Genomic DNA, 25,206 nt, shown 5'->3' with positions numbered 1-25,206 from the left:
GGCAGGTTCTCCCAGCGTACGCAAGCTGTGCCGAACGGCATCCCGGGCCGTGGCGGAGGCGTCGCGGCCCGGAACGGCGTCCGCTCACAGGCGCTTGACCCCGCGGCTCCACCGCTGCTCGCGGGTGTGGCCGGCGGCGATCCAGGCCCCGTGGGCGGACGCGTCGCGGCCCCGGCCCACCGCACGCCGGTGAGGACGCCGCGCGGGGCCGCCCACGGCTCAGGGCCGCGCGTGCGGCGGCGCGAACCCCGTGCCGCCGAGCCCGGGCGCCAGCCAGCCGGGCGCGGCCGCCCGGAACCGTTCCGCGTCCAGGCCCCCCGCGCCGTGCGGTACCAGGCCCAGCAGGGGGGCGCCCGCCGACTCCGGCAGGTCCGTCAGGTTGCACAGCGCCGCCAGGTCCGGCTCGGCCGGCCAGGAGCCGACCACGACGCCGGGGAGGCACAGCCCCCGCGCGCGCAGGGCCTCGGCCGTCAGGGCCGTGGCGTTCAGTGTGCCCAGCCCGGCCGGGGCGACCGGCAGCACCGGGGCGTCCAGCAGGCGGGCCGCGTCCGCGAGCGTCCCACCCTCCTCGTCGAATCGCACGAGCAGGCCCCCGGCGCCCTCGACGAGCACCAGGTCGTGGTCGGCGGCCAGCTTCTCCGCCGCCTCGGCGACGTCCGCCGGGCGCACACCGGGCCGACCGCTCCGGCGCGCCGCCGTCTGCGGGGCCAGCGGTTCGGGGTAGCGGGCCAGCTCCAGGCCGGTCACCGACTCCCCGGCGAGCCGCCGCACCTCGGCGACGTCGCCGGGCTCCCCGGCCGCCACGCCGGTCTGGGCCGGCTTCAGCACCGCGACGCTCCGGCCGGCCGCGACCGCGCAGGCGGCCAAGGCGGCCACCGTCACCGTCTTGCCGATCTCGGTGCCCGTACCGGACACGAACAGGATGCTCATGTGCGGACCCCCGCCCGCGCCGCCGCGCACACGGCCGCACCGATGCGGGCGACGTCCTCGTCACCGGTGACGTAGGGCGGCATCGTGTAGACCATGTCGCGGAACGGCCGCAGCCAGACGCCGTGCCCGACCGCGGCCCGCGTCGCCGCCGCCACGTCCACCTCCCGGTCCAGCTGCACGACGCCGATCGCGCCCAGGACGCGCACGTCCCGCACGCCGGGCGCACCCTGGGCCGCCGCGAGTCCCTCCCGCAGCCCGGCACCGATGCGCTTCACCTCGCCGGCCCAGTCCTGGGAGAGCAGCAGGCCGATCGAGGCGTCGGCCACGGCGGCGGCCAGCGGGTTGGCCATGAAGGTCGGGCCGTGTGCCAGGACCGGCACCTCGCCCTCGGAGATGCCGCGCGCCACCTCGGTGGAGCACAGCGTCGCCGCCATCGTCAGGTAGCCGCCGGTCAGAGCCTTGCCGACACACAGCACGTCGGGGCTGATCCCGGCGTGCTCGGACGCGAAGAAGGTCCCCGTCCGGCCGAAGCCGGTGGCGATCTCGTCGAGGATCAGCAGCACGCCGTGCTCGTCGCACGCCTCGCGCAGCACGCGCAGGTACGCGGGGGAGTGGAAGCGCATCCCGCCCGCGCCCTGCACCACGGGTTCGACGATGACGGCCGCCAGCTCGTCCGCGTGCTCGGCCACCAGCGCACGCAGCCGCCCGGCGTACTCCGGGTCCGGGGCGGCGTCGAAACCGGGCGGCGGTGCCGGGGCGAAGACCTGCCGGGGCAGCACTCCCGACCACAGGTGGTGCATGCCGCCGTCCGGATCGCACACCGACATCGGCGTCCAGGTGTCCCCGTGGTAGCCGCCGCGCCAGGTCAGCAGCCGCTGCTTGGCGGGCCGCCCCACCGAGCGCCAGTACTGCAGGCACATCTTGACGGCCACCTCGACCGACACCGAGCCGGAGTCGGCCAGGAAGACATGCTCCAGCCCCTCCGGCGTGACGTCGACGAGCCGCTTCGCCAGCCGGACGGCGGGCTCGTGGGTGAGCCCGCCGAACATCACGTGACTGACCCGGTCCAACTGCCCACGGGCGGCCTCGTTGAGCACCGGGTGGTTGTATCCGTGGACGGCCGACCACCACGACGACATGCCGTCCACCAGCTCGCGGTGCCCGGCTACCGGCTCGGCCAGCCGCAGCCGCACCCCGGCCGCGGACTCGACGGCCAGCGGCGCCTCCCGGCCGGGCATCGGACCGTACGGGTGCCACACGTGCTGCCGGTCCAGTGCCAGCAGCCGGTCGGGGGTGAGCGGCTCAGGCATTGGGCGGCAGGTCGGTCCCGGCGCCCCGGCGCCGCACCGCCACCAGGTCGGTGCGCGCGTCACCGGCGACCGCCGCGGGAGTGGCCTCCGCCGCCACCGCGACCGCCTCGTCACCGGCCGCGGCGGCCCGCGCCGGCGGCTCCTCGGACGCCGGGTCGCCGCAGGGCGCGCACCCGCCGCCGGACCCGCAGCCGCCGGCCGCGAGCGCGTCGGCGCGGTGCTCGGGCAGCGTCGTGGTGCCGCTCCCCTCCACCTCGAAGCCCGCGTCCGCGATCATGTCGAGGTCGGCCTGGCCCGCCTGGCCCTCGCTGGTCAGGTAGTCGCCCAGGAAGATGGAGTTCGCCAGGTGGAGGGCGAGCGGCTGGAGCGACCGCAGGTGCACCTCACGTCCGGCGGCCAGCCGCACCTCGACGTCCGGGCACACGAACCGCACCATGGCCAGGATGCGCAGTACCCGCTGCGGCGTGAGGTGCCACTCCTTGGCCAGCGGCGTCCCCTCGAAGGGGATCAGGAAGTTCACCGGGACCGAGTCGGGGTCCAGCTCCCGCAGCGAGAAGACGACGTCCACCAGGTCGGCGTCGGTCTCGCCCATGCCCGCGATCAGCCCGGAACAGGCCGACAGGCCCGCGGCCTGCGCCTGCTGCACCGTGGAGACGCGGTCGGCGTACGTGTGGGTCGTGGTGATGTCCGCGTAGGTGGCCTCGGAGGTGTTGAGGTTGTGGTTGTAGGCGTCCGCGCCCGCCTCCCGCAGCCGGTCGGCCTGACCGTCGGAGAGCAGGCCCAGGCAGGCGCACACCTCCACGCCCTCGTGCTGCTCCTTGATGGCCGCGATCGTCTCCGACACCCGGTCCACGTCGCGGTCGGTGGGGCCGCGCCCACTGGCCACCAGGCACACCCGCTTGGCGCCCCCGGCGAGCCCCGCCCGCGCGGCGGCGGCGGCCTGGTCGGGCTTGAGCCAGGTGTACTTGAGGATCTCGGCCTTCGACCCGAGCCGCTGCGAGCAGTACGAGCAGTCCTCCGGGCACAGCCCCGACTTCAGGTTCACCAGATAGTTGAGCTTCACCCGCCGCCCGAACCAGTGGCGGCGGACCTTGCCCGCCGCGGCCACCACATCGAGCAGTTCGTCGTCTGAGGTCGCCAGCACGGCGAGCGCTTCCTCGCGCGTCGGCAGCTCGCGCCGCAGCCCCTTGTCCACCAGCGTGTTCAGCAGGTCCATGGCGCGCATCCTCGCTCACCGACAAGCCCCGGGCCAAGGCGGGATGACACAACAGCGGCCGATCGGGGTGTGTGGATTGCCACACGGTGCACCGGGCCCCGTCCGGTTAGGTTCGGGTGAACCGACGAACCGAGGAGCGCCCGACCATGGCTGAAGACCCTTTCGGCTGGCTCGACGTGGCACACGAGCGGCGCGGGAAGGCCGGTCTCGTCCGGCGGCTGCGCCCCCGCGCCGCCGACGACGCGCTGCTGGATCTGGCCGGGAACGACTATCTGGGACTCGCCCGGGACCCCCGCGTCACCACGGCCGCGGGCGAGGCGGCCCGCCGGTGGGGCGCGGGGGCCACGGGCTCCCGGCTCGTGACCGGATCGACCGGCCTGCACGCCGAGCTCGAGGCCGAACTGGCCGCCTTCTGCGGGTTCGAGTCCGCCCTCGTCCTGTCCTCGGGGTACGCGGCGAACCTCGCGGCCGTCACCGCCCTCGCGCCCCGGGAGGGGCGCGTCGTGTCCGACGCGGACAACCACGCCTCCCTCATCGACGGATGCCGGCTCGCCCGCGCCGAGACGGTCGTCGTCCCGCACGCCGACCCCGGTGCGACGGCGAAGGCGCTCGCCGGACACACGGGGCCGGCCCTGGCCGTCACGGACGCGGTGTTCTCCGTGGACGGCGACGCCGCCCCGCTCGGGGAGCTGCACCGCGCGTGCCGGGAGGCGGGCGCGGCGCTCCTCGTCGACGACGCGCACGGGCTCGGCGTCCTCGGCCGGGGAGGTCGGGGCACGCTCGACGCGGCGGGGCTCGCGGGCCGCGAGGACGTGGTCGCGACGGTCACCCTGTCGAAGTCGCTCGGGAGCCAGGGGGGAGCGGTCCTGGCCTCCGCACGGGTCGTCGAGCATCTGGTCAACACCGCGCGCACCTTCATCTTCGACACCGGGCTCGCACCCGCCGCCGCCGGCGCGGCGCTGGCGGCGCTGCGCGTCCTGCGGGCGGAGCCGGAGCGCGCCGAGCGGGTACGCCGCACCGCCCTCGCCCTGCATCGGGGCCTGACGTCGGCCGGTCTGGCGGCCGCCCGCCCGGACGCGGCGGTCGTCTCGGTCCGGGCACCCTCCCCGCAGGCCGCGCTGCGCTGGGCCGCGGACTGCCGGGCAGCCGGGCTGGCCGTCGGCTGCTTCCGCCCGCCCTCGGTGCCCGACGGCGTCTCCCGGCTCCGGCTCACCGCACGCGCCGACCTCACCGACGCCCAGGTGACCCGGGCGCTGCGCACGATCGTCTCGCTTGCCCCTCAGGGCGCCTGAGCGTCCTGCCGGGTGCGCGCGTGGGCTCGGCGCACCTGCCAGGGGAGCACGGCCCACAGTGCGACGCACGCCGTGAACGTCGCCGCACCGGCGACGATCCCGACGCCCCGCCCCAGCACGAAGTCGACGACGAGCAGGACGGCGCCGGTGAGGGACAGTCCGAGCACGGCGAGCCCTGCGGTCGCCAGCCGCGCGGAGACCTCCACGACCCGCCGTTTCGCCCCCCGGCGGAACAGCACCCGGTGCACGACGGCAGGCGTGGTGAACAGCAGGGCGCTCAGGGCGCTCAGCAGCAGCGTGGTGACGTACGTGCCGCGCTGGACGTCGTCGAGCTCCGGGAAGCGCGGGGTGAAGGCCAGGGTGAGCAGGAAGGCGAACAGGATCTGCACGCCGGTCTGGATCACGCGCAGCTCCTGCAGCAGTTCCGCGAAGTTGCGGTCGTCGCGCTCCAGCGGCGTCTCGTTGCGAGCCGGACGGTACGCCTCCATGCTCACCGAATGACCGTTGTGCGCCGCTTTACTCCTCCTGCTCCACCGGACGGCACCGGACGGCGCCACGGCCCGGCACCACGGCCTGTTTGAGGTCGCCGGTGCGGGGCCACGCTGCCGTCCCCGGGGTGCCACCCCGGCGTCACCGGGCCCCGGCGGCTGCCCGGTGGTGCCGCCGCCCGCCCAGCACCACGGCCGTGAGGCCGAGCAGGGCCCACGCGGACAGCACGAGGGTGGGAGCGGCGGCGGCGCTCCCGAAGTACGAGACCGACCGCAGCAGCGCACCGGAGGCACCCGGCGGGAGCAGCTGGCCGATCCACGCGACCGCTGAGGGCAGCAGCTCGGGCGCGGAGGTGACCCCGGAGAAGGGGTTGCCGAGCAGGACGAGGACGAAGGCAGCGAGGCCCAGGCCCCGGGGGCCCAGCACGGCGGCGGTGCCCGCCGCGGCGGCCGCGACGGCCAGGACCGTGAGCCCCAGCACCCCGGCCTCGGCCCACCAGTTCCCGGTCAGCACGCCGAGCCAGCTGTGCTGGACGGCGGCGGCCGTGAGCCCGACGAGGGCGGCGGCCGCCGCCAGTGCCCCGGCGGCGCGGCCCCCGGCGAGACCGAGCAGGGTGACGAGCGCGGCGGCGGCCACGCCGGCCAGGGCGAGCGGAAGGGCGCCCGCCGCGAAGGCCGCACCGCGCGGGTCCGTGTCCGGCAGGGGCACGACGTCCGTGGTCCGCACCGCGGTTCCCGGCGGCGCCTGCGCGGCGACCGTCCGCTCCAGCAGCTGCGCGACGGCGGGGCTCGCGGCCGAGGCGGTCAGGAGTTCCGTCCCGCGCGGGGACGCGATCAGGGCTCCGTAGACCTCGCGGTCCTCGACTGCGGCCCGCGCCGCGTCGGCGTCCTGGTAGCGGTGCACGTCGAAGGAGTCCTCGGCGGGGCCGGTGGTGAGCCGCTCCGCGACGGGAGCACCCGCCGGGGCGACGAGTCCGACCGGCAGGTCGCGGGGGGCCGTCCGGGCGGCCGGCCAGGCGAAGGCCCACAGGGCCAGCGCGGCGATCAAAGGGGCGGCGAGAAGGACGGCGACCAGGCGGCGCCGCGCGTCGCCCGGCCCCTTGCTGTCGTGGGCCGCCGCTTCGGTGGCCGCTGGGGGAGGAGTGGTGCGCGTCGTGGACATCGGCGGGCCTCCAAAAAGAAGGATCGTTCGTTTTGGTGCACCCAGCCTCGCGCCCGACTTTGCCTCTTGTCAAGAAGGAACGTTCGTTTTAGCGTGACTCCATGGCACGCGTCTCCCAGGAACACCTCACCGCCCGCCGGCGTCAGATTCTCGACGGCGCCCGCCGCTGCTTCACGCGCAACGGCTTCCACGCCACGTCCATGCAGGACGTCCTCCAGGAGACCGGCCTGTCCGCAGGCGCCGTCTACCGCTACTTCCGCAGCAAGGACGACCTCATCGCGGCCATCGCCTCGGAGGTGTTCGACGAGGTGGGCTCGGCGTTCGCCGACGCCGCCCGCTCCGAGGAGCCTCCGCTGCCCGACGTGCTGCTCCCCGCCGTCCTGTGCCGCGTCCTGGCCGGACCGTCGCAGGCCACCCCCGCGCTGGCCCTCCAGGTCTGGGCCGAGACGCTGCGCAACGAGGAGCTGGCGGCCCGGATGCGCGAGGGCTACGCGCGGGTGCTGGAGTCGTGGGTGCGCATCGTGCGCGGCTACCAGGAGCGGGGCCTCATGCGCGCGGACGTGCCCCCCGAGGACACGGCCCGCGTCCTCATCGGCGCGGCGCAGGGCTTTCTGGTCCAGCAGGCCCTCTTCGGCCCGCTGGACCCGCACCTGCTGCGCACCGGGCTGCGCGGTGTGATGGGCATGGAACCGCCCGCGCCCTGAGCCTCTTTCGGGGAGAGCGGCGTCCGCCCCGGTGCACGGCCCCGCACGCCGTCAGCGCGGATGCGGTGGCGGGCGCCCCTGGCGCGTGCCGCCCGTCGCCGTCAGGAGCCCCAGGGTCACCAGCCCGAGGACGATCCAGGCGAACCACACCCACCCGCTGCCGCCCAGCCCCACGGTGTACGCCGTGGCCAGCACCAGCGCACCGAGCGTCGTTCCCGCCATGACCTTCGTCGCGGTTGGCATCGCGCACCTCCTTGGCGGGCCGGCGGAGCCCGGAACCGAACACCCGGGCGCCTGCGGCGGCCCCGCCGCGTCCCGTCCCTCCATGGTCCCGTCGTGTGCGGGCGGGCGCACCCGGGCGGGGAGGAGCCCGTGCCCGGCCCCAGGGGCCGGCGCCTTGGGGGCTCAGCTCCGACCGGCGGTGCTCCGTGCCTGGAGCGAGGAGAGGTAGGCGTTGTACGCGGCCAGTTCCGCGTCCCCGTCCCGTTCGGCCGCCCGGTCCAGACGCCGTGCCTGGCGCTGCTCGGAGACGTACCACTGGTAGACGAGGGCGAGCAGCACCAGGACGGACGGGATCTCGCTGAACGCCCAGGCGATGCCGCCGGCCGCGTTCTGGTCGCCGAGTGCCGTCACCCCGAGCGAGGCCGGCGGATCGGCGTACGTCCCCACCATCGGTTCGCTGCCCATCATCAGGGCGATGCCGAAGAAGGCGTGGAACGGCATACCGGCGAAGAGCTCCAGCATGCGCATGATGTACCCCGGCCGGTGCGGTCCCGGGTCCACGCCCATGATCGGCCAGAAGAAGACCAGACCGACGGCCAGGAAGTGGACCATCATCCCCAGGTGCCCCGGCCGCGAGCTCATCAGCGCGTCGAACAGCGGAGTGAAGTACAGCCCGTACAGGCTGGCGATGAACAGCGGGATCGTGAACGCGGGGTGCGAGATCACCCGCACGTAGCGGCTGTGCAGGAGCCGGACGAGCAGTTCGCGCGGCCCGGTCCGGCCCCGGCCCGCCGCCGGCAGGGCCCGCAGCGCCAGCGTGACCGGCGCCCCGAGCAGCAGCAGGATCGGGGACAGCATGCTGATGACCATGTGCTGCACCATGTGCACGCTGAACAGCACCATGCCGTACTCGTTGAGCGCCGTGCACATCATCAGCGCGATCGTCAGCACGCCCGTGGTGAACGCGACGATCCGGCCGACCGGCCAGGCGTCACCGCGTCGCCGGAGCCGCACGACACCCCAGCCGTACAGCAGCAGTGCCACGACGCAGCCGGTCAGGAAGAAGGGCTCACCGGTGAACGCCAGTCCCCGCCCCAGCGTGAACGGCGCCAGGTCCATCGACACGCCGTGTTCGCCGTGATCCATCCGCAACGCTCCTGATTCGTACCGATCGCCCGCACCAGAGTAGAACCGCCCCCGGACGCGGCTGCGTCCGGGGGCGGCCGGGACCGGGGGAGCCGCGCCTCAGGCCGGCTGGGTCGCCGCCGCGATGCGCTCGGCGCGCAGCGCCTCGTACCAGCGGTCGTCGACCGGCGGCAGCGCGTTGACGTCCAGCGCCAGCTTGAGCAGCAGGTCGGCGATCAGCGGATTGCGGGCCAGCACGGGACCGTGCATGTAGGTACCGAAGACCGTGTCGTTCCAGGCGCCCTCGGTGCCGTCCCCGGTGCCGTTGCCGTTCCCGAAACGGACGCGGGCCAGCGGCCGGGCGGTCGGCCCGAGGTGGGTGATGCCCTGGTGGTTCTCGAAGCCGGTGAGCTGCGGCAGGCGCAGGTGCTCGTCCATGTCGGCCAGGACGTCGCCCACGCAGCGCACCCCCGTGCCGCGCACCGAGGTGACGTCCAGCAGGCCGAGCCCGGGCTGCCGCTCGCCCTGGTCGTTGACGAACTCGTGGCCGAGGATCTGGTAGCCGGCGCAGACGGAGAAGACGATCGCGCCGTTGTCCACGGCCCGCTGGAGGCCGCCGTCGCGCACCAGGCGCTCCGCCGCGAGGCGCTGCGGACGGTCCTCGCCGCCTCCGATCAGGTAGACGTCGCCCGAGGTGGGCACCGGCTGGTCGGAGCGGACGTCGATGCGGTCGACGTTCAGGCCCCGCTGGTGGGCCCGCCGCCCCACGACGAGGACGTTCCCCTGGTCCCCGTAGGTGCTCAGCAGGTCCGGGTACACCCACACGACGCGCAGGCTGCTGTCACTCATGCTCGAACTCCTCAACGGCGCCACGGTCAGTTGCCCACAGCGCGGCGCAGGTCCTGGAAGGCTGTGTAGTTGGCGATGGCCTCGATCCGGCCGGGCGGGCAGCGCCGCACGGCCTCCTCCGCGCTCTGGCACACCTGGAAGTCGACCCCGGCGACCTCCAGCCGCACCGCCAGGTCCAGCCTGCGGTCGCCGATGACGCAGATCGGGTGACCGGCCAGCCGTCCGTAGTCGACGTCCCACAGCCAGGAGGTGTCGGTGCCGTCGGCGCCTCGGGCGTTGACGGACAGGATCACCGGCGCGGGCGGCGGGTCGATGAGGGAGAACGTCTCCAGCCAGCCGGCGGGGTTCTTCGCCAGCAGCAGCCGTACCTCGCGGCCCTGGTAGGACACGACGTCGTAGCGGCCGGCCACGGCGGTCACCGCGAACATCCGCTCCAGGGCCGTCTGCGGCGGCACGCCGAACGCGGCGGCCACGGCGGCCGACGTCGTGGCGTTGGCGCGGTTGGCCCGGCCCGGGAGCTGCAGACGGATCGGCCAGGCGGACCCGTGCGGGTCCAGCACGTGGTCGCCGGAGAGCGCCCAGCTCGGCGTCGGCCGGCGGAATCCGCACTCGCCGCAGGCCCACTCGTCCCCGGGCCGCTGGAGGACACCGCCGCAGGAGGGGCACGACCACGCGTCGTCCTTCCACTCCTGCCCGGCGGCCACCCACACCACGTTGGCCGAGGAGGACGCCGCCCACACCACCAGCGGGTCGTCGGCGTTCGCCACGATCAGGGCCTTCGTCCCGGCCAGGCCCTCGCGCCAGCGCTCGGCCAGCATCCGCGTCTCGGCCGCACGGTCGAGCTGGTCGCGGGAGAGGTTGAGCAGGGCGATGGCCTTCGGCGTCACGTCCCGGGCGACGGTCGAGAGGTACTTCTCGTCCACCTCGATGACGCCGTAGCGGGCCCGGGAACCGCCCGCCAGCGCGGAGGTGATACCGGCCGGCATGTTCGCGCCGAGCGCGTTGGACACGACGTCGTCCGGCTCGGACCGGAGCGCCTCGGCGATGAGCCGCGTCGTGGTCGTCTTGCCGTTGGTCGCGGAGACGAGGACGACGTCCAGGTGCCCGGCCAGCCGCGCCAGCAGGTCGGGGTCGAGTTTCAGCGCCACCCGGCCGCCGATGACTGATCCGCTGCCGCGGCCCGCCGCCCGCGACACCGCCGCAGCGGCCCTGCCCGCGCTCACCGCCAGTTTGGCGCGCGGTGACAGCGGCTCCGAGTTGCCCGACATCGTCGTTGATCCTCCTTGCGCTTCGGTCACACTGCACCCTATCGAGATCCGGCCGCTTCGCCCTCACCGCACCGCTGGCGACCGCGGCGGCGCCGTAGGCTGACGCCCATGCAACGCCGCGCCATCCCCGGCAGTTCCGGACGCGTCCGTCCCGTCACCCTCTTCGGCTCTCCGGTCCTGCACCGCCCGTGCGAGGAGGTCACGGCGTTCGACCGACCGCTGGCGGGCCTGGTCGAGGACCTGTTCGCCTCCATGTACGCCGCCCGGGGCGTGGGGCTGGCGGCCAACCAGATCGGCACGCCGCTGCGCGTCTTCGTCTACGACTGCCCCGACGACGAGGACCGGCGGCACGTGGGGCACGTCGTGAACCCGCGCCTGGTGCGGGCGGAGGGCGTCACGGTGCGCGGTCCGGAGGGATGCCTGTCGCTGCCGGGCCTGGAGGCACGGACGGCGCGCGCCGACCGCGTCCTGGTCACGGGGCGGCGCGTCGACGGGAGCCCCGTGCGCGTGGTCGGTTCCGGGTTCTTCGCCCGCTGCCTCCAGCACGAGTGCGACCACCTGGACGGAACCGTCTACCCGGACCGGCTCGCCGGGCTGCGCCGGCGCCGGCTGCTGCGGGCCGTCCGCCGTACCGACTGGGGCCGTGACGTGCCCGCCGCCGCGCGGGTCGCGGGCTGAGGCGGACCCGGCGCCACGGGGTTCAGAAGACCCGGCCGCCGGCCCGGTCACCGGCCGCGGCGAGCCGGCCCCACAGCAGATCGGCCAGATGCTGCACCAGCTGGGCCCGGGAACACGGCCGGTCGGCCAGCCACCAGTCACCGGCGGCGTGCATCATGCCGACGATGCCGTGACCCCACACCCGGGCCAGCTCGGCCGCGTCGGGGCCCAGGTCGACCCGCTCGGCGATCACCTCGGCGAGCTCCTCGCCGAGGCGCCGCAGGAGCGGTGCGGTCTGCTGCCCCGCGGCGAACCCCTCCTCGCCGCGCGGGCCGCCGTCGGCGGGGTGCATGAGGAAGCGGTAGACCTGGGGCCGGGCCTCGATGGCGGCCAGATAGGTGTCCAGGGTCGCCTCGACGCGCTCCCGCCGCCCGGCCGGGGCGTCGAGTGCGGCGCGCAGCGAGTCCAGCAGGGCGTCGGTGTGGCGGACGGCGAGGGCGCGGTACAGGCCGCCCTTGTCCCCGAAGTGGCGGTAGAGGATCGGCTTGGTGATGCCGGCCTCGGCGGCGATGGCGTTCATGGACGCCTCCGGCCCTTCCCGCATCACGACGCGGTTGGCCGCCTCCAGCAGCTCCTCGCGTCTGCGTTCGGTGGCGGTGCCCCGCCGTTCCCCGTGGTCCGTGCTCTCCATGGCGTCACTCCCCGCCCGTGCCCTGCGCTGCCCGCGCAACGTAACACCCCGCCGGGTGGGGAACGCGGCGGCTGAGGGAGGTTGACAGACCTTACCGACGAGTAACAGACTGAGTTACTGAAAGTAACACTCGCTGGAGGCCCGCCATGACGGAGTTCGCGCTCGACCTCAACGACGACCAGAAGGCAGTGAAGGAGTGGATCCACGGCTTCGCCGCCGACGTCATGCGCCCGGCCGCGGCCGAGTGGGACGCACGCGAGGAGACGCCCTGGCCGATCATCCAGGAGGCGGCCAAGATCGGACTCTACTCGCTCGACTTCTACGCCCAGCAGTTCTTCGACCCCACCGGCCTCGGCATACCCATGACCATGGAGGAGCTGTTCTGGGGGGACGCCGGCATCGGCCTGTCCATCGTCGGTACCGGCCTGGCCGCCGTGGGCGTCATGGCCAACGGCACCGAGGAGCAGATCGGCACCTGGATCCCGCAGATGTACGGGGACGCCGACGACGTCAAGGTCGCCGGCTTCTGCTCGTCCGAGCCCGACGCGGGCTCGGACGTCGCCTCCATGCGCACCCGCGCCGTGTACGACGAGGCCAAGGACGAGTGGGTCCTCAACGGCACCAAGACCTGGGTGACCAACGGCGGCATCGCGAACGTGCACGTCGTCGTCGCCGTCGTCGACCCGGAGCTGGGCTCCAAGGGGCACGCGTCCTTCATCGTCCCGCCCCACACCCCCGGCCTCTCCCAGGGGCAGAAGTTCCTCAAGCACGGCATCCGGGCCTCGCACACCGCCGAGGTGGTGCTCGACGACGTCCGCGTGCCCGGCGGCTGCCTGCTGGGCGGCAAGGAGAAGCTGGACGAGCGGCTGGCCCGTGCCAGGGAACGCGCGGCGAGCGGCGGTGAGCGGGTGAAGAACGCCGCGATGGCGACCTTCGAGGCCTCCCGTCCGGCCGTGGGCGCCATGGCCGTCGGTACCGCGCGCGCGGCCTACGAGGTGGCCTTGGACTACGCCAGGACGCGGGAGCAGTTCGGCCGCCCGATCATCGACAACCAGGGCGTCGCCTTCCAGCTGGCCGACATGCGCACCCAGATCGACGCCGCTCGCCTCCTGGTGTGGCGCGCCTCGTGGATGGCCACGACCGGCAAGTCCTTCGAGGCCGCCGAGGGATCGATGTCCAAGCTGTACGCCAGTGAGGTGGCCAAGTCGGTGACGGCCCAGGCCATCCAGATCCTCGGCGGCAACGGCTACACCCGCGAGTACCCCGTCGAGCGGATGCACCGCGACGCCGCCATCTACACCATCTTCGAGGGCACCAGCGAGATCCAGCGGCTGGTGATCTCCCGGACGGTCTCCGGCATGCCGATCCGCTGACCCCACGGCACGCCCACGGGCCGTGGCACCCGACGCCCCCGGCCCCGCCCGCGCGCAAGCGTCCGGGCGGGGCCGGAGGCGTCGCGATGAGTTCCGGCCGCGCGAACCGTCGGTACGGGGTGAACAGCAGTCACGAGCCCAGGAGCCTTCAATGCCCCGCATGACCGACCTCGGACCGGCCGCCTCCAGCGTGGAGACGCTGCTGCCCGCTGTCGACGACACCCGGCTCGGCGCCCCCACGCCCTGCCGCGACTACGCGGTCTCCGCGCTCCTCCAGCACCTGGTGGAGCTGACGGAAGCCTTTCGCGACGCCGCCGACAAGCGCTTCACCCCCCTCACCGACTCCGGCCCGGACCCGCTGGCGACGCCGCTCGCCGCCGACTGGCGCGTCCGGCTGCCGCGGCAGCTGCGGGACCTGGCGGCGGCGTTCCGCCACCCCGCGGCGTGGGAGGGCCGAACCCGGGCCGGTGGCGTGGAGCTGACGGGTGAGGAGGCCGGATACGTGGCACTGGGCGAGCTGGTTCTGCACGGCTGGGACCTGGCGGTGGCCACCGGACAGCCCTACCCGGCCGACCCGGACGCCGTGGCGGCCTCGGTCGGCCTGCTGGAGTCGTTCGGTCCCGGAACCGAGGGCGGCCCCTTCGGCCCGCCCGTACCCGTGCCGGACGGTGCCTCTCCGCTGGAGCGTGCCGTCGCCCTCAGCGGTCGCGACCCCCACTGGGCCCCGGCGGACCGCTGAGCCGCGCGGCGGGGGAGCGGGTGCTCCGGGCCGTGCCGGAGCACCCACTCGGTCCTCACACGCCCGCGGGCGCCCGGGCCGGCCCGTCGTCCTGAGCGGGGAGGTCCTTCCCCGTTTCGGCCGGGGGCCGCGTCCCGTGTCCGTCGTCCATCAGCGTCCGCTCGTCGAACGGCACCCGCCCCGCCAGGACCTCGGCGGCCCGCTCCTTGTCGATCTCCTTCGTCCACGTGCCGACCAGGACCGTCGCCACCGCGTTCCCGGCGAAGTTCGTCAGCGCCCGTGCCTCGCTCATGAAGCGGTCGATCCCGACGATCAGCCCGACGCCGTCGACGAGTTCGGGCCGGTGGGACTGGAGACCACCCGCCAGCGTGGCCAGACCGGCCCCGGTCACCCCGGCCGCGCCCTTCGAGGCGACGACCATGAAGACGAGCAGCGAGACCTGCTGGCCGACGGACAGGGGCTCGCCCATCGCCTCGGCGATGAACAGCGACGCCATGGTGAGGTAGATCGCCGTGCCGTCCAGGTTGAACGAGTACCCCGTCGGCACCGTGATCCCCACGACCGGCTTGCTGACGCCCAGGTGCTCCATCTTCGCGATCAGCCTCGGAAGGGCGGACTCCGAGGAGGAGGTGGAGAGGATCAGCAGGAACTCCCGCCCCAGGTACTTCAGCAGCGAGAAGATGCCGACACCGGCGACGATCCGCAGCAGCGCGCCCAGGACCCCGAAGACGAACAGCACGCAGGTCGCGTAGAACCCGATCATGATGACGGCCAGTGAGGTGAGCGCGTCCACCCCCGTCTCGCCGACGACGGCCGCGATGGCGCCGAACGCGCCGACCGGCGCCAGCCACATGATCATCGCCAGCACCCGGAACACCAGCCGCTGGAGATGGCCGATGCCCCGCAGTACCGGCTCCCCGGCCGCGCCCATGGCCTGCAGGGCGAAACCCACGAGCAGGGCCACCAGCAGGGCCTGGAGCACCTCCCCGCCGGTCAGCGCGGAGACCAGGGTGGTCGGAATGACGCCCAGCAGGAACTCCGTGGTCGACTCCGCCGCTCCGCCGGCCTGCTCGGCGCCGGCGCCTCGCGTCTCCGCCGTGAGCCGGAGCCCGGAACCGGGGTCGAGCAGGTTGCCGACCAGCAGGCCGATGGCCAGGGCGACGGTCGACATGGCGAGGAAGTAGCCGAGCGCCAGGCCGCCCACCGCTCCGACCTTGGCGGCCTTGCGGACGGACCCGATGCCCAGCACGATCGTGCAGAAGATCACCGGGGAGATCATCATCTTGATCAGGTCCACGAAACCGGACCCGAGGGGCTTCAGGGTGACGGCCACGCCCGGTGCCGCGAGCCCCAGGGCGATGCCCACGACCACCGCGGCGATGACCGCGATGTAGAGGTAGTGCGTGCGGTCGCGGCGTCGTCGTGGAGCCCGGCCCTTCTCCTGCTTCGGTGCTGGCGGCGAGGTCTGCCCAGCCACGCTGTTCTCCCTTCCCCGGGGGCGGCACGTGCGGCTCACGGCCGGAATGTCCGGCCACTCTCCACCGGGGTGTGACAGCGGTCACCCTTGCGTTCATTTCGTTCACGAAGGCCCCGGAGCCGAACCGCACACGGCGGCGGCCGGCACCCCCCCGTGCCGTCCGCCGCCGTCCGCCTCACACCGCAGGACTCAGGGCGCCCGCCTGCTCCGCACCCGCCGGGCGCCCAGCACCCCGCCGCGCTGCAGGACGGCCTTGACGACCGCGAAGATCGCGCCGTGCACGGCGGCCGCCATCAGCACCTCGCGCCAGCTCCGCTCGATGTCCGTGGCGTCGGGGGTGTCCTCCTGGTGGGCGACGACCTTCCACACCCGTTTGAAGATCGCGCCGGCCACGACGCCGCCCACCAGGCCGACCGACAGAGTGCCGGCCTTGTTCAGGATCGCGGACATCCCGTTCACCCCCACCCGTGTCGCTTGCGCAGCACAAGGGCCGTCGCGACCAGCACGGTCACCACCGCACCCGCGGCGACCAGCGGCACACGGTTGCGCCGGCCACCGGCGCGCGCCGTCCGCGCCACGTGGTGGGCCTGCTCGCGCGCGTCGGCCGCCCTGCGCCGGGCCTGGGCCTTCACGTCCGCCTTGGCCGCCAGCGCGGCGACCGTGTCACCGAGCTCGGCGCGGGTGTCCTTGACCTGCTCGCGCAGGACCTGCGGATCCCTGGAGGTCTCCGCCTCGAAGTCACGGCTCATCGGTGGGCCCTCCCCTTGATCTCGGCGATGTCGGCCTTCACACTGCCGATCGCCTGCTGGGGCGCGGCCGGTGTGGCGCTGCGCAGTTCCTTCTTGCCCACGAGAGCCAGGATCCCGGTGATGACCAGCAGCACACCACCGATGATCAACGCCGACGCCCACACCGGGAGGACCAGCGCGAGCGCCGCGATGGCACCCGCGATCAGCGCCTGCACGGCCAGGAAGCCCGTCAGGGCCGCGCCGCCGAACATGCCGCCGCCGATGCCCGCGTGTTTGCCCTTCTGCGCCAGCTCCGCCTGGGCCAGCCGCATCTCGCGGCGCACCAGCTCCGAGAGCTGGGCCGACGCCCGCTCGACCAGCTCGCCCACCGAGGCCTCGTGCGCGTCGGCCGGCCGGCGGCGCACAGATCCGATCATGCCGTCCACCTCGCTTTCTGCTTGGGGGGCACCGAGTTACCCGTGCGGTGCCCGCTTACGCCCGCCGCAGCGCGAACGGCCGCGGCGGGGTCACCCGTTCGGACGTCAGTCGCGCAGCCTGAGCCGCACCGAACCGTCGAGCACGCGGGTCTCGAACGCCGGCTGCGCGGCGGTGGCCGGGCCGTGCACGTTCCACCCGTCGGAGAGCCGGAACACACTCCCGTGCCAGGGGCACTTCAGGCAGCCGTCCGTCAGATGGCCCTGGGACAGCGGGCCGCCCAGGTGACTGCACTGCTCGACCAGCGCGTACACGCGGTCGTCGGCCCGGCGGACCACCACCACGGGCACACCGTCGACACCGCGCCGGACGGGCTCGTCCACCGGGAAGTCCGCCAGCGGCCCGACGTCGTGCCACCGCGAACCGATCCGCGCCGCGAGCCCCTCGGCGTGGTTGGCGCCGACGGCCTGTCGGTAGGCCAGGTGACCGCCCAGCGCCCCTCCCGCCGAGACCAGGGCCAGTCCGGCGAAGCCCAGCGCCCGTCCGAGTCCGTGCCGTCCGGCGATCCGGGCGGCCAACGAACCGGAGTACAGCCAGATCGCGCCCGCGGTGGACGCCGCGTGCACGAGCCCCACGCGCTGCTGACCCGGCCGGAGCTCGGCCCAGTCCACCCACCCGGCCACGGCGGCCGGGACGGCACCCGTCAGGCCGAGGCCCACCAGGGCTCCGGCACCGCGCCGCTCACCCGGGAGCAGGTCCAGGGCCGCCGCGGACATCCAGGCACCGACCGGAAGCTGGACGAGCATCGGGTGCACCGGATGACCGAGCCACCTGCCGTGCAGGACGTCCCGGGCCCGTCCGAGCGGAACCCCCTTCACCCAGGAACGCAGCCGCGCGGCGGTACTGTCGAGGGCGGACGCGCGTTCGACCTTGTCCACGGCGGTCATCACCCGGCCCGGGCCGTCCCGCGAAGGCATCGCGTCCAGCACCCTCCGGGCGGCACCATCAGGTCCGTACTTGATCGACATGGGGCGCCGGGTTCCCCCGGCCCGATCGGGCAAACAGCCGGTGCGCACGGACCACCCGGCGGGCGCCCCCACGCTCTGTGACATACTCGGCCGCGCTCGTCGCACTGCCGAGGTCGGGGGTTTGGGTGAAGTTGCTGCTGGCGGTGCTCGCCGCCGCACTCGTGGTCGCCGTGATCGTGGTGATGGTGCGCAGACTCCGCGCCGCCGACCGTACCGCCCCGGCACCCGCGCCACGGGATCCGTTCGCCCCCGAGGACAGCACCGCAGGTGACCCGCGCGCCCTCAAGGCCGGCGACATGGTCGAGTACCTGGGCGAACGCCTCTTCGTACGCGGTTCGTTGCGGCTGTCCGAGGGCGGTTACAGCTGGTCCGAGCACTTCCTCGACCCCATGGAGGACAACGGGGAAGGACGGCGCTGGCTCTCCGTGGAGGAGGACCCCACTCTCGAGGTCGTGCTGTGGAGCGCGCACCCCGGCGGCGAGCTCACCCCCAGTCGTCCCACCCTCACGGTCGAGGGCGTCACCTACCACCGCACCGAGCACGGCACGGCGTCCTACCGCTCCGAGGGCACCACCGGCCTGGGCGCCACAGGACGCATGGAGTACGCCGACTACGACGGCCCGGGCGGCCGGAGCCTCGCCTTCGAACGGTTCTTCGGGGATCAGGGGCGCGGGAGCTGGGAGGCCTCGCTCGGCGAGCGCGTGCCCGAGGGCACGCTGACGATCTACCCCGGCAGCGGAACGTGAGCGGCATAGCCCTGGCCGCCCCCTATCTGGACACGGACGCCGACCAGCTCTCCTTCGCCCTGGACCTCCCGCCGTACGAGGCCCTCGCGGTCTCGGACGTGACGGTCGGCCCACTCACCGTTCAGCTGCGCCTGCTTGGCGCCTCCCACCAGGTCTTCGCCGGGCCCGTCCGGGAGACCGTCGCCTGCCTGCCCGGCCTGGTGGGCGGTCTGCCCGAGCAGATGAACTGGAGTTTCGAGGACTGGAACTACCGGTTCACGGCCCGCGTCCTTGATCACCGGCAGGACGACTTCACCCGCGAGGTCGCCCGGCTGCGCGACCGGCACTCCGATCACCCGGCGGCGCTGTGCGGCGTCTTCCCCGGTTCAGAGGACGCCGTCACGGCCCTGACCGTCCGGCCCTGGGGCGCCGGCCTGTGCTGGAGGACCTGGCACACCTACCCGCAGAGCCGCCGGATCGTGGCGACGCACACCTGGCTGGAGGCCCGATGAAGCCCGCTCGACCCGTCGCCTGCGCAGCGCTCGCCGCCGCGCTGCTGCTGACCGGATGCTCCGGCGACAACGACGCCCGTGAGGTCCCGCGCGGCTGGATCGCCAAGGAGTACGGCCGCGACGGCCTGGACTACGTCGACCCCGGCGACGGGCCCTCGAAGGTCGCCGGGGAGATCGACGACCACCGTTCCGCCGTCTCCCGCACCACCAGCGGGGGCCGCGTCTTCCTGCGGTACCGGGACGACATCGTCGCGGTGAGCCCCCACCTCGGCGGCAGCCGGATCGAGATCGACGACTACCGCGACGGCTACAACCGCTGGCACAGCCACGTCGGGCACGTCTGGCCGGCGCCCGGGAGCAGCGGCAACGGCTTCCGCGGTGGCGGCCCCGGCTCCGGCAAATGACCCAGCCCATCCCTCTTACGCAGACGTCCCCCTGAAAGGCACCACCGTGGCAGAGATCTTCGAGTCGGCAGGACAGGCCCTGCTGTACGGCCTGGTCGGCTTCGCCGTCATGGCCTGCGGCTTCATCGCCCTCGACCTGGTGACCCCGGGCAAGCTGGTGCACGTGGTGTGGACCGAGCGCAACCGCGGGGCGGCCGTGCTCCTCGCCGGCCAGACCCTCGCCATCGGCCTGGTCATCGCCGACGCCATCGCCGCCAGCGAGTCCGAACGGGGGCTCGCGGACGGGCTGCTCAGCACGTTGCTGTACGGACTCGTCGGCGTCCTCGTCATGACCCTGGTCTCCGTCGTCGTCAGTCTCATGACACCGGGCAGGATGGGGCACGCCGTGCTCGACGACAACGGGGACCGTCCGCACCCGGCGGCCTGGGTCCAGTCGGCGATGTACATCGGCACGGCCTTCATGGTCGGCGCGGCGCTGGCCTGACCGGCGCGTGAGCACCACCCGAAGCCCGGCCGCCCCCTCCCGGCTGCCGCGGTTCCTCCTGTTGCTCGCGGTCTTCCTCTGCGCCGCCTGCGGGCTGGTCTACGAACTGGCACTGACCGCCCTCGGCAGCTACCTCATCGGCAACTCGGTGATGCAGACGTCGGTGGTGCTGTCCGTCATGGTCTTCGCCATGGGGATCGGCTCCCTGGCGGCCAAGCCCCTACGCCGCCGGGCGGTGGGGGCGTTCGCGCTGGTCGAAGGGCTGCTCGCCCTGGTGGGCGGGCTCTCGGTGCTCGTCCTGTACGCCGCCTTCGCCTGGCTGCGGGTCTACACCCCGGCGATGATCGTCATCGCCTTCGTCGTCGGCGTCCTCATCGGCGCCGAGATCCCCTTGCTCATGACGATGCTCCAGCGCATCCGACGACAGGAGGCCGGCGGCGCCGTGGCCGACATGTTCGCCGTCGACTACATCGGGGCGCTCGTCGGCGGCCTGTGCTTCCCGCTGCTCCTCCTGCCCACGTTCGGCCAGCTCAAGGGCGCCCTCGTGGTCGGCGTGGTCAACGCGGTGGCGGGCGTCATCGTCGTGTTGTGGATCTTCCGCAGGGAGATGCGACGCGTGGTCCGTACCGCGCTGCTCACCGGAGTGGCGGGCGTCCTCGCCGTGCTGACCGGGGCCTACGTGCTGGCGGACGACATCGAGATCTCCGCCCGGCAGCGGCTCTACCGTGACCCGATCATCCACTCCGAGACGACGCCGTACCAGGACATCGTCGTCACCCGCTCCTCGGCCTTCACCGGCGAGCGGGACCTGCGCCTGTTCCTCAACGGGGATCTCCAGTTCTCCTCCGTCGACGAGTACCGGTATCACGAGGCCCTCGTCCACCCGGGCCTGTCGGGGGAGCGGTCCTCGGTGCTCGTCCTGGGCGGCGGGGACGGGCTGGCACTGCGCGAGATCCTGCGCTACGACGACGTCGAGGAGGTCACCCTCGTCGACCTGGACCCGGCGATGACCCGGCTGGCCGGTTCCTTCGCCCCCTTGCGCGGACTCAACGAGGGCGCGATGGACGATCCCCGCGTCACCGTGGTGAACACCGACGCCTTCACCTGGCTGCGGGACGTCGGCCGACGCTACGACGCCGTCCTCATCGACTTCCCCGACCCGGACACCGCGGCGCTGGCCAAGCTGTACTCGGTGGAGTTCTACCACCTCCTGCGCGGCGCGCTGGCCCCCGGGAGCTCGGTCGTGGTCCAGGGCGGCTCGCCGTTCTTCGCGCCCAAGAGCTACTGGTCCGTCGTGGCCACGCTCCGCACCGCGGGCTACGCCACCACCGAGTACCAGGTCGACGTCCCCAGCTTCGGGAACTGGGGGTTCGTCCTGGCCGCGCCCGGCGGCGGGGAACCCCCCGAAGCCCGGCTCGCCGAGGACCCGCCGCCGCTGAGATTCCTCGACGAGGCCGTGCTGGAGGCCGCCACCGTCTTTCCGGTGGACCGTCGGCCGCAGGACGTGCGGGCCAGCACGCTCATGGACCCGGTGATCCTGGAGTACAGCCGGCACGAGTGGCAGGCGTACTGACCCACCCCTCCGCGTGGGCGCCCAGGGTGGCGGTGCCCCGCTCAGGAGGCGGCGTCCCCGAACCACACCGTCGTGACGTTGCAGAACTCGCGGATGCCGTGGCCGGCCAGTTCACGCCCGTACCCGGAGCGCTTGGTCCCGCCGAACGGCATCCCGGGGTGCGAGGCGGTCATGCCGTTGAGGTACACGCCGCCGGCCTGGAGGTCGTCCACCAGCCGCTCCTGCTCGGCGGTGTCCCGCGTCCAGGCGTTGGAACTCAGCCCGAACGGCGTGTCGTTGGCGAGGGCCACCGCCTCGTCGAGATCGGCCGCCCGGTAGAGCGTGGCCACCGGCCCGAACGCCTCCTCGTGGTGGATGCGCATGTCGGGGGTGATGCCGGCGAGGACCGTGGGCGCGTAGTACCAGCCCCGGTCGAGACGCTCGGGCCGCCGGCCGCCGCACAGCACCCGCGCCCCCTTGGCGGTGGCATCGGCCACGAGTTCTTCGACGTCCGCCCGCCCCTGCTCGCTGGAGAGCGGCCCCACGTCCGTCCCCTCGGCCATCGGGTCACCCACCGTCAGGGCGGCCATGTGCTCGGCGAAACGCTCGGCGAACGCGTCGTAGACGTCGGTGTGCACGATGAACCGCTTGGCCGCGATGCAGGACTGCCCGGCGTTCTGCACCCGCGCCGTGACCGCCGTGCCGACGGCGCCGTCCAGGTCCGCCGAGGGCAGCACGATGAAGGGGTCGCTGCCGCCGAGCTCCAACACCGTCTTCATGATCTCGTCCCCGGCGACGGAGGCCACCGCCCGGCCCGCCGGCTCGCTGCCCGTCAGCGTCGCCGCCGCGACCCGTGGATCGCGCAGGACGTCCTCGATCTTCCCGGAACCCACCAGCAGCGTCTGGAAGCAGCCGGGCGGGTACCCGGCGCGGCGGAAGAGGTCCTCCAGGTACAGCGCGGTCTGCGGGACGTTCGACGCGTGCTTCAGCAGTCCCACGTTCCCGGCCATGAGCGCCGGCGCCGCGAACCGCACCACCTGCCACAGCGGGAAGTTCCACGGCATGACCGCGAGGACGACGCCGAGCGGGCGGTAGCGCACGAACGCCCGGGAGCCGCCGGAGTCGCGGACGTCCTCGGGCCTCGGCTCCTCGTCCGCGAGCTCCTCCTCGGCGTGCTCCGCGTACCAGCGCATCGCCTTGACGCACTTGGCCGCCTCGGCCCGCGCGGCGGGCAGCGGCTTGCCCATCTCGGTGGTGACGGTGCGCGCCACCTCCTCCTGGTCCGCCTCCAGCAGGTCGGCCGCCCGTCGCAGCAGCTCCGAGCGCTCCGGGAAGCCGGTGCGCCGATGGTGCGCGAAGGCCTCGGCCGCCCGCGCGATGCGCTCCTCGACCTCGGGGCCGGTCAGCGCGTCGAACGTCTTCAGCGTCTCTCCGGTGGCCGGATTCACCGTGGCGATGCCCATGCTCGCTGCCTCCTCGTCGCGGGGACGCGGCCGGGGCCCTCCCGGCCGGCCCCACCCGCGTACCCACTCTGGGCCGCCCGGACCGTCCTCGCGCGCGGATGATCCGCCCGCCGCCGGGGGCGGCCGGGCCCGCACCGGGTGGGCCACGCGCCGGGTGGGACCGGGCGGCCTCCGGATGGGCACCCAACCGCCACGGAACGTTCACGCTCCGGAACCGGACACCGTGTCACTCTCAAATGACCGGTTCACGTCAATCCGCTGGTCCGGGGCGTCACTCCGACCCGTGCGCGGCGGACCTTTCGGAAGGGGACTCAGCCATGCCCGTCCTCCACACGGCGCGCCGGCGGTGGGGTGCCGCGCTGCTCGCCGGTGCCGCGCTCGCCGCCGTGACCCTGGGCGCCCCGGCCACCGCCACTCCGTCCCCCACCGGTACGACCGGCGCGGACGCCATCGTCGCGGAACACGACGCCTACTACGACGCCTACTACGAGGACGCGTACGGCAAGAGCGGCGAGCAGCTCAAGGCCGCCCTGCACTCCATCGTCAGCGACCAGACCACCCTGTCGTACTCCCAGGTGTGGGACGCGCTGCGGAACACCGACGAGCACCCGGACGACGCCTCCAGCGTGGTCCTCCTCTACTCGGGCTACTCCAAGAGCAAGTACGACAACGGCGGCGACGTCGACGACTGGAACCGCGAGCACGTCTGGGCCAAGTCCCACGGCGACTTCGGCACCTCCCGGGGGCCCGGTACCGACCTGCACCACCTGCGCCCCACGGACGTGACCGTCAACAGCGCACGCGGGAACAAGGACTTCGACCACGGCGGCAGCCCGGTCCACCAGGCCCCGGAGAGCCGCACCGACAGCGACTCCTTCGAACCGCGCGACGCGGTCAAGGGGGACGTCGCCCGCATGATCTTCTACATGGCCGTGCGCTACGAAGGCGGCGACTCGCACGCCGACCTCGAACTCAACGACCAGGTCGGCAATGGTTCCGCCCCGTACATGGGCCGGCTGTCGGTCCTCAAGCAGTGGCACGAGCAGGACCCGCCCGACGCCTTCGAAACGCGCCGCAACGACATCATCCACGACACCTACCAGGGCAACCGCAACCCCTTCATCGACCACCCCGAGTGGGCGGACAGCATCTGGCCGTAACGATTCGCCAGGCCCCCGCGGTCCCCGGCCGACCTCACCTCCCCGCCGGCCGGGGGCAGCGAGGTCCGCCGGGGAGGCGTGTCCCGGTGCGGTCGCCGTGCGGACGCGTGAGGTCCCCGCCGAAGGGGCACCCGCTCACCCGGACCCGCACGAACACCGTGGGCCGTCCCCGACGCCGGACCGCCGTCCCCGGAGGAGCCGAGACCATGACGCCCGCACCTCTCCCGGCGCCGCGCGGCGCGTTGAGCGAGGCGGTCCTCACCGCCCTGCGCGACGAACCGCCCGCCCCGCTCCCCGCCGGACCGCCGCCCGGCCTCGCACCCTACGGCGAGGATCTGCACCTGACCCTCTACGCCTGCTACGAACTGCACTACCACGGCCTCACGGGCGTCTCGGACGCCTGGGAGTGGAACGCGGAGCTGCTGCGTCTGCGCGCCACGCTGGAGGACCGCTTCCTCGCCGCGCTGCGTCGTGACGTCCCGGCGGGGGGCTCCGTCGACGACGCCCTGGCGGGCCTGCTGGTGCAGCCCGCGGACGGCGACGGCGTCGCCGGCTACCTGGAGCGGGAGGGCCGGTGGTGGCAGATGTGCGAATACCTCACCCATCGCTCCGTGTACCACCTCAAGGAAGCCGATCCGCACGCCTGGGTCATCCCCCGGCTGGACGGCCAGGCCAAAGCGAGCCTGGTGGCGGTGGAGTTCGACGAGTTCGGCGCCGGCCACGGTCCCGACGTCCACGCCGAGCTCTTCGCCGACGCCCTGCGCGGTGCCGGGCTGGACGCCGGATACCTCAGCCACCTCGACCGCGTGCCCGCCCCGGCGCTCGCCGTCGTGAACCTCATGTCCCTGTACGGCCTGCACCGTTCGCTGCGCGGCTGCCTCGTCGGCCACTTCGCCGCCGCGGAGATCTCCACCGCGCCCAGCGCCCGGAAGCTGGCCTCCGCCCTCGCCCGGATGGACGCCGACCCGGCCTGCGTGCGGTTCTTCACCGAGCACATCGAGGCCGACGCGGTCCACGAACAGGTCATGCGCCGCGACGTGCTCGGCGACCTCCTCGCCCGTTCCCCCGGCCTCGCCGACGACGTCGTCTTCGGCATCCGCAGCACCTCACTCGTCGAGGAGCACCTCGCCACCCACCTGCGGACGTCCTGGGACCGCGGTGAGACCTCCCTGCGGCGCGCCTTCCAGGAGGTGCCCGCGGCCTGAGCGGCTC

General features: G+C 73.7%; 28 protein-coding genes. 12 read left to right on the top strand and 16 right to left on the bottom strand.

Annotated features, from left to right (window positions below; all coding sequences use genetic code 11):
- Nucleotides 1–219: 219 nt before the first annotated feature.
- Genes bioD through bioB form a run of 3 tightly spaced genes read right to left on the bottom strand, consistent with a single transcriptional unit; the run spans nucleotide 220 to nucleotide 3,456 of the window.
- Nucleotides 220–930: a dethiobiotin synthase gene (bioD, locus tag V6D49_RS00425; protein ID WP_340556051.1), complete on the bottom strand. Its 711-nt coding sequence runs from the start codon at nucleotides 928–930 to the stop codon at nucleotides 220–222.
- Complete coding sequence (locus V6D49_RS00420) at nucleotides 927–2,240, bottom strand: adenosylmethionine--8-amino-7-oxononanoate transaminase (protein WP_340556050.1); 1,314 nt, start codon at nucleotides 2,238–2,240, stop codon at nucleotides 927–929. Before V6D49_RS00420 ends, bioD begins: the two co-directional genes overlap by 4 nt.
- Complete coding sequence (gene bioB, locus V6D49_RS00415; RefSeq protein ID WP_340556048.1) at nucleotides 2,233–3,456, bottom strand: biotin synthase BioB; 1,224 nt, start codon at nucleotides 3,454–3,456, stop codon at nucleotides 2,233–2,235. Before bioB ends, V6D49_RS00420 begins: the two co-directional genes overlap by 8 nt.
- Before the next feature lie 146 nt (nucleotides 3,457–3,602).
- On the opposite strand from bioB, the gene V6D49_RS00410 reads away from it, so the two are divergent.
- On the top strand, nucleotides 3,603–4,748 hold the full coding sequence (locus tag V6D49_RS00410; protein ID WP_340556046.1) for an 8-amino-7-oxononanoate synthase: 1,146 nt from the start codon (nucleotides 3,603–3,605) through the stop codon (nucleotides 4,746–4,748).
- On the opposite strand, the gene V6D49_RS00405 is transcribed toward V6D49_RS00410, so the two are convergent.
- On the bottom strand, nucleotides 4,736–5,236 hold the full coding sequence (locus V6D49_RS00405; protein ID WP_340563573.1) for a DUF6328 family protein: 501 nt from the start codon (nucleotides 5,234–5,236) through the stop codon (nucleotides 4,736–4,738). The two genes, V6D49_RS00410 and V6D49_RS00405, sit on opposite strands and share 13 nt — an antisense overlap.
- A 142-nt stretch (nucleotides 5,237–5,378) precedes the next feature.
- Nucleotides 5,379–6,398 (bottom strand): ABC transporter permease, encoded by a 1,020-nt coding sequence (locus V6D49_RS00400; RefSeq protein WP_340556044.1) that lies wholly within the window; start codon nucleotides 6,396–6,398, stop codon nucleotides 5,379–5,381.
- Nucleotides 6,399–6,499: 101 nt separating this feature from the next.
- Between V6D49_RS00400 and V6D49_RS00395 the strand changes: the two genes are divergently transcribed.
- The gene (locus V6D49_RS00395) at nucleotides 6,500–7,102 is read left to right on the top strand and encodes a TetR/AcrR family transcriptional regulator (protein WP_340556041.1); all 603 of its coding nucleotides are present in this window, start codon (nucleotides 6,500–6,502) and stop codon (nucleotides 7,100–7,102) included.
- A gap of 51 nt (nucleotides 7,103–7,153) precedes the next feature.
- Here the strand turns inward: V6D49_RS00395 and V6D49_RS00390 are convergent, their stop codons facing one another.
- The 4 genes from V6D49_RS00390 to V6D49_RS00375 all read right to left on the bottom strand — a co-directional run bounded on the left by V6D49_RS00390 (nucleotide 7,154) and on the right by V6D49_RS00375 (nucleotide 10,566).
- Nucleotides 7,154–7,345, bottom strand: a complete 192-nt coding sequence (locus tag V6D49_RS00390) for a hypothetical protein (RefSeq protein ID WP_340556040.1) — start codon at nucleotides 7,343–7,345, stop codon at nucleotides 7,154–7,156.
- A 162-nt stretch (nucleotides 7,346–7,507) separates the two neighbouring features.
- Nucleotides 7,508–8,470 (bottom strand): cytochrome c oxidase assembly protein, encoded by a 963-nt coding sequence (locus V6D49_RS00385; RefSeq protein ID WP_340556038.1) that lies wholly within the window; start codon nucleotides 8,468–8,470, stop codon nucleotides 7,508–7,510.
- Nucleotides 8,471–8,569: 99 nt separating this feature from the next.
- Complete coding sequence (locus V6D49_RS00380; protein WP_340556036.1) at nucleotides 8,570–9,298, bottom strand: type 1 glutamine amidotransferase; 729 nt, start codon at nucleotides 9,296–9,298, stop codon at nucleotides 8,570–8,572.
- Nucleotides 9,299–9,324: 26 nt separating this feature from the next.
- On the bottom strand, nucleotides 9,325–10,566 hold the full coding sequence (locus V6D49_RS00375) for a MurT ligase domain-containing protein (RefSeq protein ID WP_340556034.1): 1,242 nt from the start codon (nucleotides 10,564–10,566) through the stop codon (nucleotides 9,325–9,327).
- A gap of 108 nt (nucleotides 10,567–10,674) precedes the next feature.
- On the opposite strand from V6D49_RS00375, the gene def reads away from it, so the two are divergent.
- On the top strand, nucleotides 10,675–11,244 hold the full coding sequence (gene def / locus V6D49_RS00370) for a peptide deformylase (RefSeq protein WP_340556033.1): 570 nt from the start codon (nucleotides 10,675–10,677) through the stop codon (nucleotides 11,242–11,244).
- Nucleotides 11,245–11,266: 22 nt separating this feature from the next.
- On the opposite strand, the gene V6D49_RS00365 is transcribed toward def, so the two are convergent.
- Nucleotides 11,267–11,914 carry a TetR family transcriptional regulator gene (locus tag V6D49_RS00365; protein ID WP_340556031.1) on the bottom strand — a complete coding sequence of 216 codons (648 nt, stop codon included), beginning with the start codon at nucleotides 11,912–11,914 and terminating at the stop codon, nucleotides 11,267–11,269.
- 146 nt (nucleotides 11,915–12,060) lie between these two features.
- Here V6D49_RS00365 and V6D49_RS00360 point away from each other — a divergent pair, with 146 nt between their 5' ends.
- Together V6D49_RS00360 and V6D49_RS00355 are read left to right on the top strand one after the other, a co-directional pair.
- Entirely contained in the window at nucleotides 12,061–13,287 is a 1,227-nt protein-coding gene (locus V6D49_RS00360) for an acyl-CoA dehydrogenase family protein (RefSeq protein WP_340556029.1), read from the top strand.
- A 151-nt stretch (nucleotides 13,288–13,438) separates the two neighbouring features.
- Complete coding sequence (locus V6D49_RS00355; protein WP_340556027.1) at nucleotides 13,439–14,026, top strand: TIGR03086 family metal-binding protein; 588 nt, start codon at nucleotides 13,439–13,441, stop codon at nucleotides 14,024–14,026.
- A gap of 55 nt (nucleotides 14,027–14,081) precedes the next feature.
- Here the strand turns inward: V6D49_RS00355 and V6D49_RS00350 are convergent, their stop codons facing one another.
- From V6D49_RS00350 to V6D49_RS00330, 5 genes are all read right to left on the bottom strand, one after another.
- On the bottom strand, nucleotides 14,082–15,503 hold the full coding sequence (locus V6D49_RS00350; protein WP_340556025.1) for a cation:dicarboxylate symporter family transporter: 1,422 nt from the start codon (nucleotides 15,501–15,503) through the stop codon (nucleotides 14,082–14,084).
- Nucleotides 15,504–15,692: 189 nt separating this feature from the next.
- Complete coding sequence (locus V6D49_RS00345; RefSeq protein ID WP_340556023.1) at nucleotides 15,693–15,953, bottom strand: DUF4235 domain-containing protein; 261 nt, start codon at nucleotides 15,951–15,953, stop codon at nucleotides 15,693–15,695.
- Between the two features lie 5 nt (nucleotides 15,954–15,958).
- Nucleotides 15,959–16,252 carry a DUF3618 domain-containing protein gene (locus V6D49_RS00340; RefSeq protein WP_340556021.1) on the bottom strand — a complete coding sequence of 98 codons (294 nt, stop codon included), beginning with the start codon at nucleotides 16,250–16,252 and terminating at the stop codon, nucleotides 15,959–15,961.
- Complete coding sequence (locus V6D49_RS00335; RefSeq protein WP_340556020.1) at nucleotides 16,249–16,668, bottom strand: phage holin family protein; 420 nt, start codon at nucleotides 16,666–16,668, stop codon at nucleotides 16,249–16,251. Before V6D49_RS00335 ends, V6D49_RS00340 begins: the two co-directional genes overlap by 4 nt.
- Before the next feature lie 105 nt (nucleotides 16,669–16,773).
- The gene (locus tag V6D49_RS00330; RefSeq protein ID WP_340556018.1) at nucleotides 16,774–17,694 is read right to left on the bottom strand and encodes a Rieske 2Fe-2S domain-containing protein; all 921 of its coding nucleotides are present in this window, start codon (nucleotides 17,692–17,694) and stop codon (nucleotides 16,774–16,776) included.
- A 125-nt stretch (nucleotides 17,695–17,819) separates the two neighbouring features.
- On the opposite strand from V6D49_RS00330, the gene V6D49_RS00325 reads away from it, so the two are divergent.
- The 5 genes from V6D49_RS00325 to V6D49_RS00305 are packed head-to-tail and all read left to right on the top strand — an operon-like array spanning nucleotide 17,820 to nucleotide 21,392.
- On the top strand, nucleotides 17,820–18,440 hold the full coding sequence (locus V6D49_RS00325; RefSeq protein ID WP_340556017.1) for a DUF4178 domain-containing protein: 621 nt from the start codon (nucleotides 17,820–17,822) through the stop codon (nucleotides 18,438–18,440).
- The gene (locus tag V6D49_RS00320) at nucleotides 18,437–18,931 is read left to right on the top strand and encodes a DUF2617 family protein (protein WP_340556015.1); all 495 of its coding nucleotides are present in this window, start codon (nucleotides 18,437–18,439) and stop codon (nucleotides 18,929–18,931) included. The genes V6D49_RS00325 and V6D49_RS00320 overlap by 4 nt, the downstream gene beginning before the upstream one ends.
- The gene (locus tag V6D49_RS00315) at nucleotides 18,928–19,335 is read left to right on the top strand and encodes a DUF4247 domain-containing protein (protein WP_340556013.1); all 408 of its coding nucleotides are present in this window, start codon (nucleotides 18,928–18,930) and stop codon (nucleotides 19,333–19,335) included. The genes V6D49_RS00320 and V6D49_RS00315 overlap by 4 nt, the downstream gene beginning before the upstream one ends.
- A 46-nt stretch (nucleotides 19,336–19,381) precedes the next feature.
- Complete coding sequence (locus tag V6D49_RS00310) at nucleotides 19,382–19,819, top strand: DUF350 domain-containing protein (RefSeq protein WP_340556011.1); 438 nt, start codon at nucleotides 19,382–19,384, stop codon at nucleotides 19,817–19,819.
- Nucleotides 19,820–19,826: 7 nt separating this feature from the next.
- Nucleotides 19,827–21,392: a polyamine aminopropyltransferase gene (locus V6D49_RS00305; RefSeq protein WP_340556010.1), complete on the top strand. Its 1,566-nt coding sequence runs from the start codon at nucleotides 19,827–19,829 to the stop codon at nucleotides 21,390–21,392.
- A gap of 41 nt (nucleotides 21,393–21,433) precedes the next feature.
- On the opposite strand, the gene V6D49_RS00300 is transcribed toward V6D49_RS00305, so the two are convergent.
- Nucleotides 21,434–22,834, bottom strand: coding sequence for an NADP-dependent succinic semialdehyde dehydrogenase (locus tag V6D49_RS00300; RefSeq protein ID WP_340556008.1), 1,401 nt, complete (start codon nucleotides 22,832–22,834; stop codon nucleotides 21,434–21,436).
- 317 nt (nucleotides 22,835–23,151) lie between these two features.
- On the opposite strand from V6D49_RS00300, the gene V6D49_RS00295 reads away from it, so the two are divergent.
- Together V6D49_RS00295 and V6D49_RS00290 are read left to right on the top strand one after the other, a co-directional pair.
- Complete coding sequence (locus tag V6D49_RS00295; protein ID WP_340556007.1) at nucleotides 23,152–23,994, top strand: endonuclease I family protein; 843 nt, start codon at nucleotides 23,152–23,154, stop codon at nucleotides 23,992–23,994.
- Nucleotides 23,995–24,200: 206 nt separating this feature from the next.
- Complete coding sequence (locus V6D49_RS00290) at nucleotides 24,201–25,199, top strand: iron-containing redox enzyme family protein (protein ID WP_340556005.1); 999 nt, start codon at nucleotides 24,201–24,203, stop codon at nucleotides 25,197–25,199.
- Nucleotides 25,200–25,206: the final 7 nt, after the last annotated feature.

The organism is Streptomyces sp. GSL17-111, from assembly GCF_037911585.1.
GTDB lineage: Bacteria > Actinomycetota > Actinomycetes > Streptomycetales > Streptomycetaceae > Streptomyces.
This window is presented reverse-complemented; position numbering and strand designations above follow the sequence as displayed.

Bases quoted from the DNA above. Each gene is read 5' to 3' on its own strand.
- bioD (WP_340556051.1), bottom strand. From the start codon at position 930: ATGAGCATCCTGTTCGTGTCCGGTACGGGCACCGAGATCGGCAAGACG.
- V6D49_RS00420 (WP_340556050.1), bottom strand. From the start codon at position 2,240: ATGCCTGAGCCGCTCACCCCCGACCGGCTGCTGGCACTGGACCGGCAG.
- bioB (WP_340556048.1), bottom strand. From the start codon at position 3,456: ATGGACCTGCTGAACACGCTGGTGGACAAGGGGCTGCGGCGCGAGCTG.
- V6D49_RS00410 (WP_340556046.1), top strand. From the start codon at position 3,603: ATGGCTGAAGACCCTTTCGGCTGGCTCGACGTGGCACACGAGCGGCGC.
- V6D49_RS00405 (WP_340563573.1), bottom strand. From the start codon at position 5,236: ATGGAGGCGTACCGTCCGGCTCGCAACGAGACGCCGCTGGAGCGCGAC.
- V6D49_RS00400 (WP_340556044.1), bottom strand. From the start codon at position 6,398: ATGTCCACGACGCGCACCACTCCTCCCCCAGCGGCCACCGAAGCGGCG.
- V6D49_RS00395 (WP_340556041.1), top strand. From the start codon at position 6,500: ATGGCACGCGTCTCCCAGGAACACCTCACCGCCCGCCGGCGTCAGATT.
- V6D49_RS00390 (WP_340556040.1), bottom strand. From the start codon at position 7,345: ATGCCAACCGCGACGAAGGTCATGGCGGGAACGACGCTCGGTGCGCTG.
- V6D49_RS00385 (WP_340556038.1), bottom strand. From the start codon at position 8,470: ATGGATCACGGCGAACACGGCGTGTCGATGGACCTGGCGCCGTTCACG.
- V6D49_RS00380 (WP_340556036.1), bottom strand. From the start codon at position 9,298: ATGAGTGACAGCAGCCTGCGCGTCGTGTGGGTGTACCCGGACCTGCTG.
- V6D49_RS00375 (WP_340556034.1), bottom strand. From the start codon at position 10,566: ATGTCGGGCAACTCGGAGCCGCTGTCACCGCGCGCCAAACTGGCGGTG.
- def (WP_340556033.1), top strand. From the start codon at position 10,675: ATGCAACGCCGCGCCATCCCCGGCAGTTCCGGACGCGTCCGTCCCGTC.
- V6D49_RS00365 (WP_340556031.1), bottom strand. From the start codon at position 11,914: ATGGAGAGCACGGACCACGGGGAACGGCGGGGCACCGCCACCGAACGC.
- V6D49_RS00360 (WP_340556029.1), top strand. From the start codon at position 12,061: ATGACGGAGTTCGCGCTCGACCTCAACGACGACCAGAAGGCAGTGAAG.
- V6D49_RS00355 (WP_340556027.1), top strand. From the start codon at position 13,439: ATGCCCCGCATGACCGACCTCGGACCGGCCGCCTCCAGCGTGGAGACG.
- V6D49_RS00345 (WP_340556023.1), bottom strand. From the start codon at position 15,953: ATGTCCGCGATCCTGAACAAGGCCGGCACTCTGTCGGTCGGCCTGGTG.
- V6D49_RS00340 (WP_340556021.1), bottom strand. From the start codon at position 16,252: ATGAGCCGTGACTTCGAGGCGGAGACCTCCAGGGATCCGCAGGTCCTG.
- V6D49_RS00335 (WP_340556020.1), bottom strand. From the start codon at position 16,668: ATGATCGGATCTGTGCGCCGCCGGCCGGCCGACGCGCACGAGGCCTCG.
- V6D49_RS00330 (WP_340556018.1), bottom strand. From the start codon at position 17,694: ATGTCGATCAAGTACGGACCTGATGGTGCCGCCCGGAGGGTGCTGGAC.
- V6D49_RS00315 (WP_340556013.1), top strand. From the start codon at position 18,928: ATGAAGCCCGCTCGACCCGTCGCCTGCGCAGCGCTCGCCGCCGCGCTG.
- V6D49_RS00300 (WP_340556008.1), bottom strand. From the start codon at position 22,834: ATGGGCATCGCCACGGTGAATCCGGCCACCGGAGAGACGCTGAAGACG.
- V6D49_RS00295 (WP_340556007.1), top strand. From the start codon at position 23,152: ATGCCCGTCCTCCACACGGCGCGCCGGCGGTGGGGTGCCGCGCTGCTC.
- V6D49_RS00290 (WP_340556005.1), top strand. From the start codon at position 24,201: ATGACGCCCGCACCTCTCCCGGCGCCGCGCGGCGCGTTGAGCGAGGCG.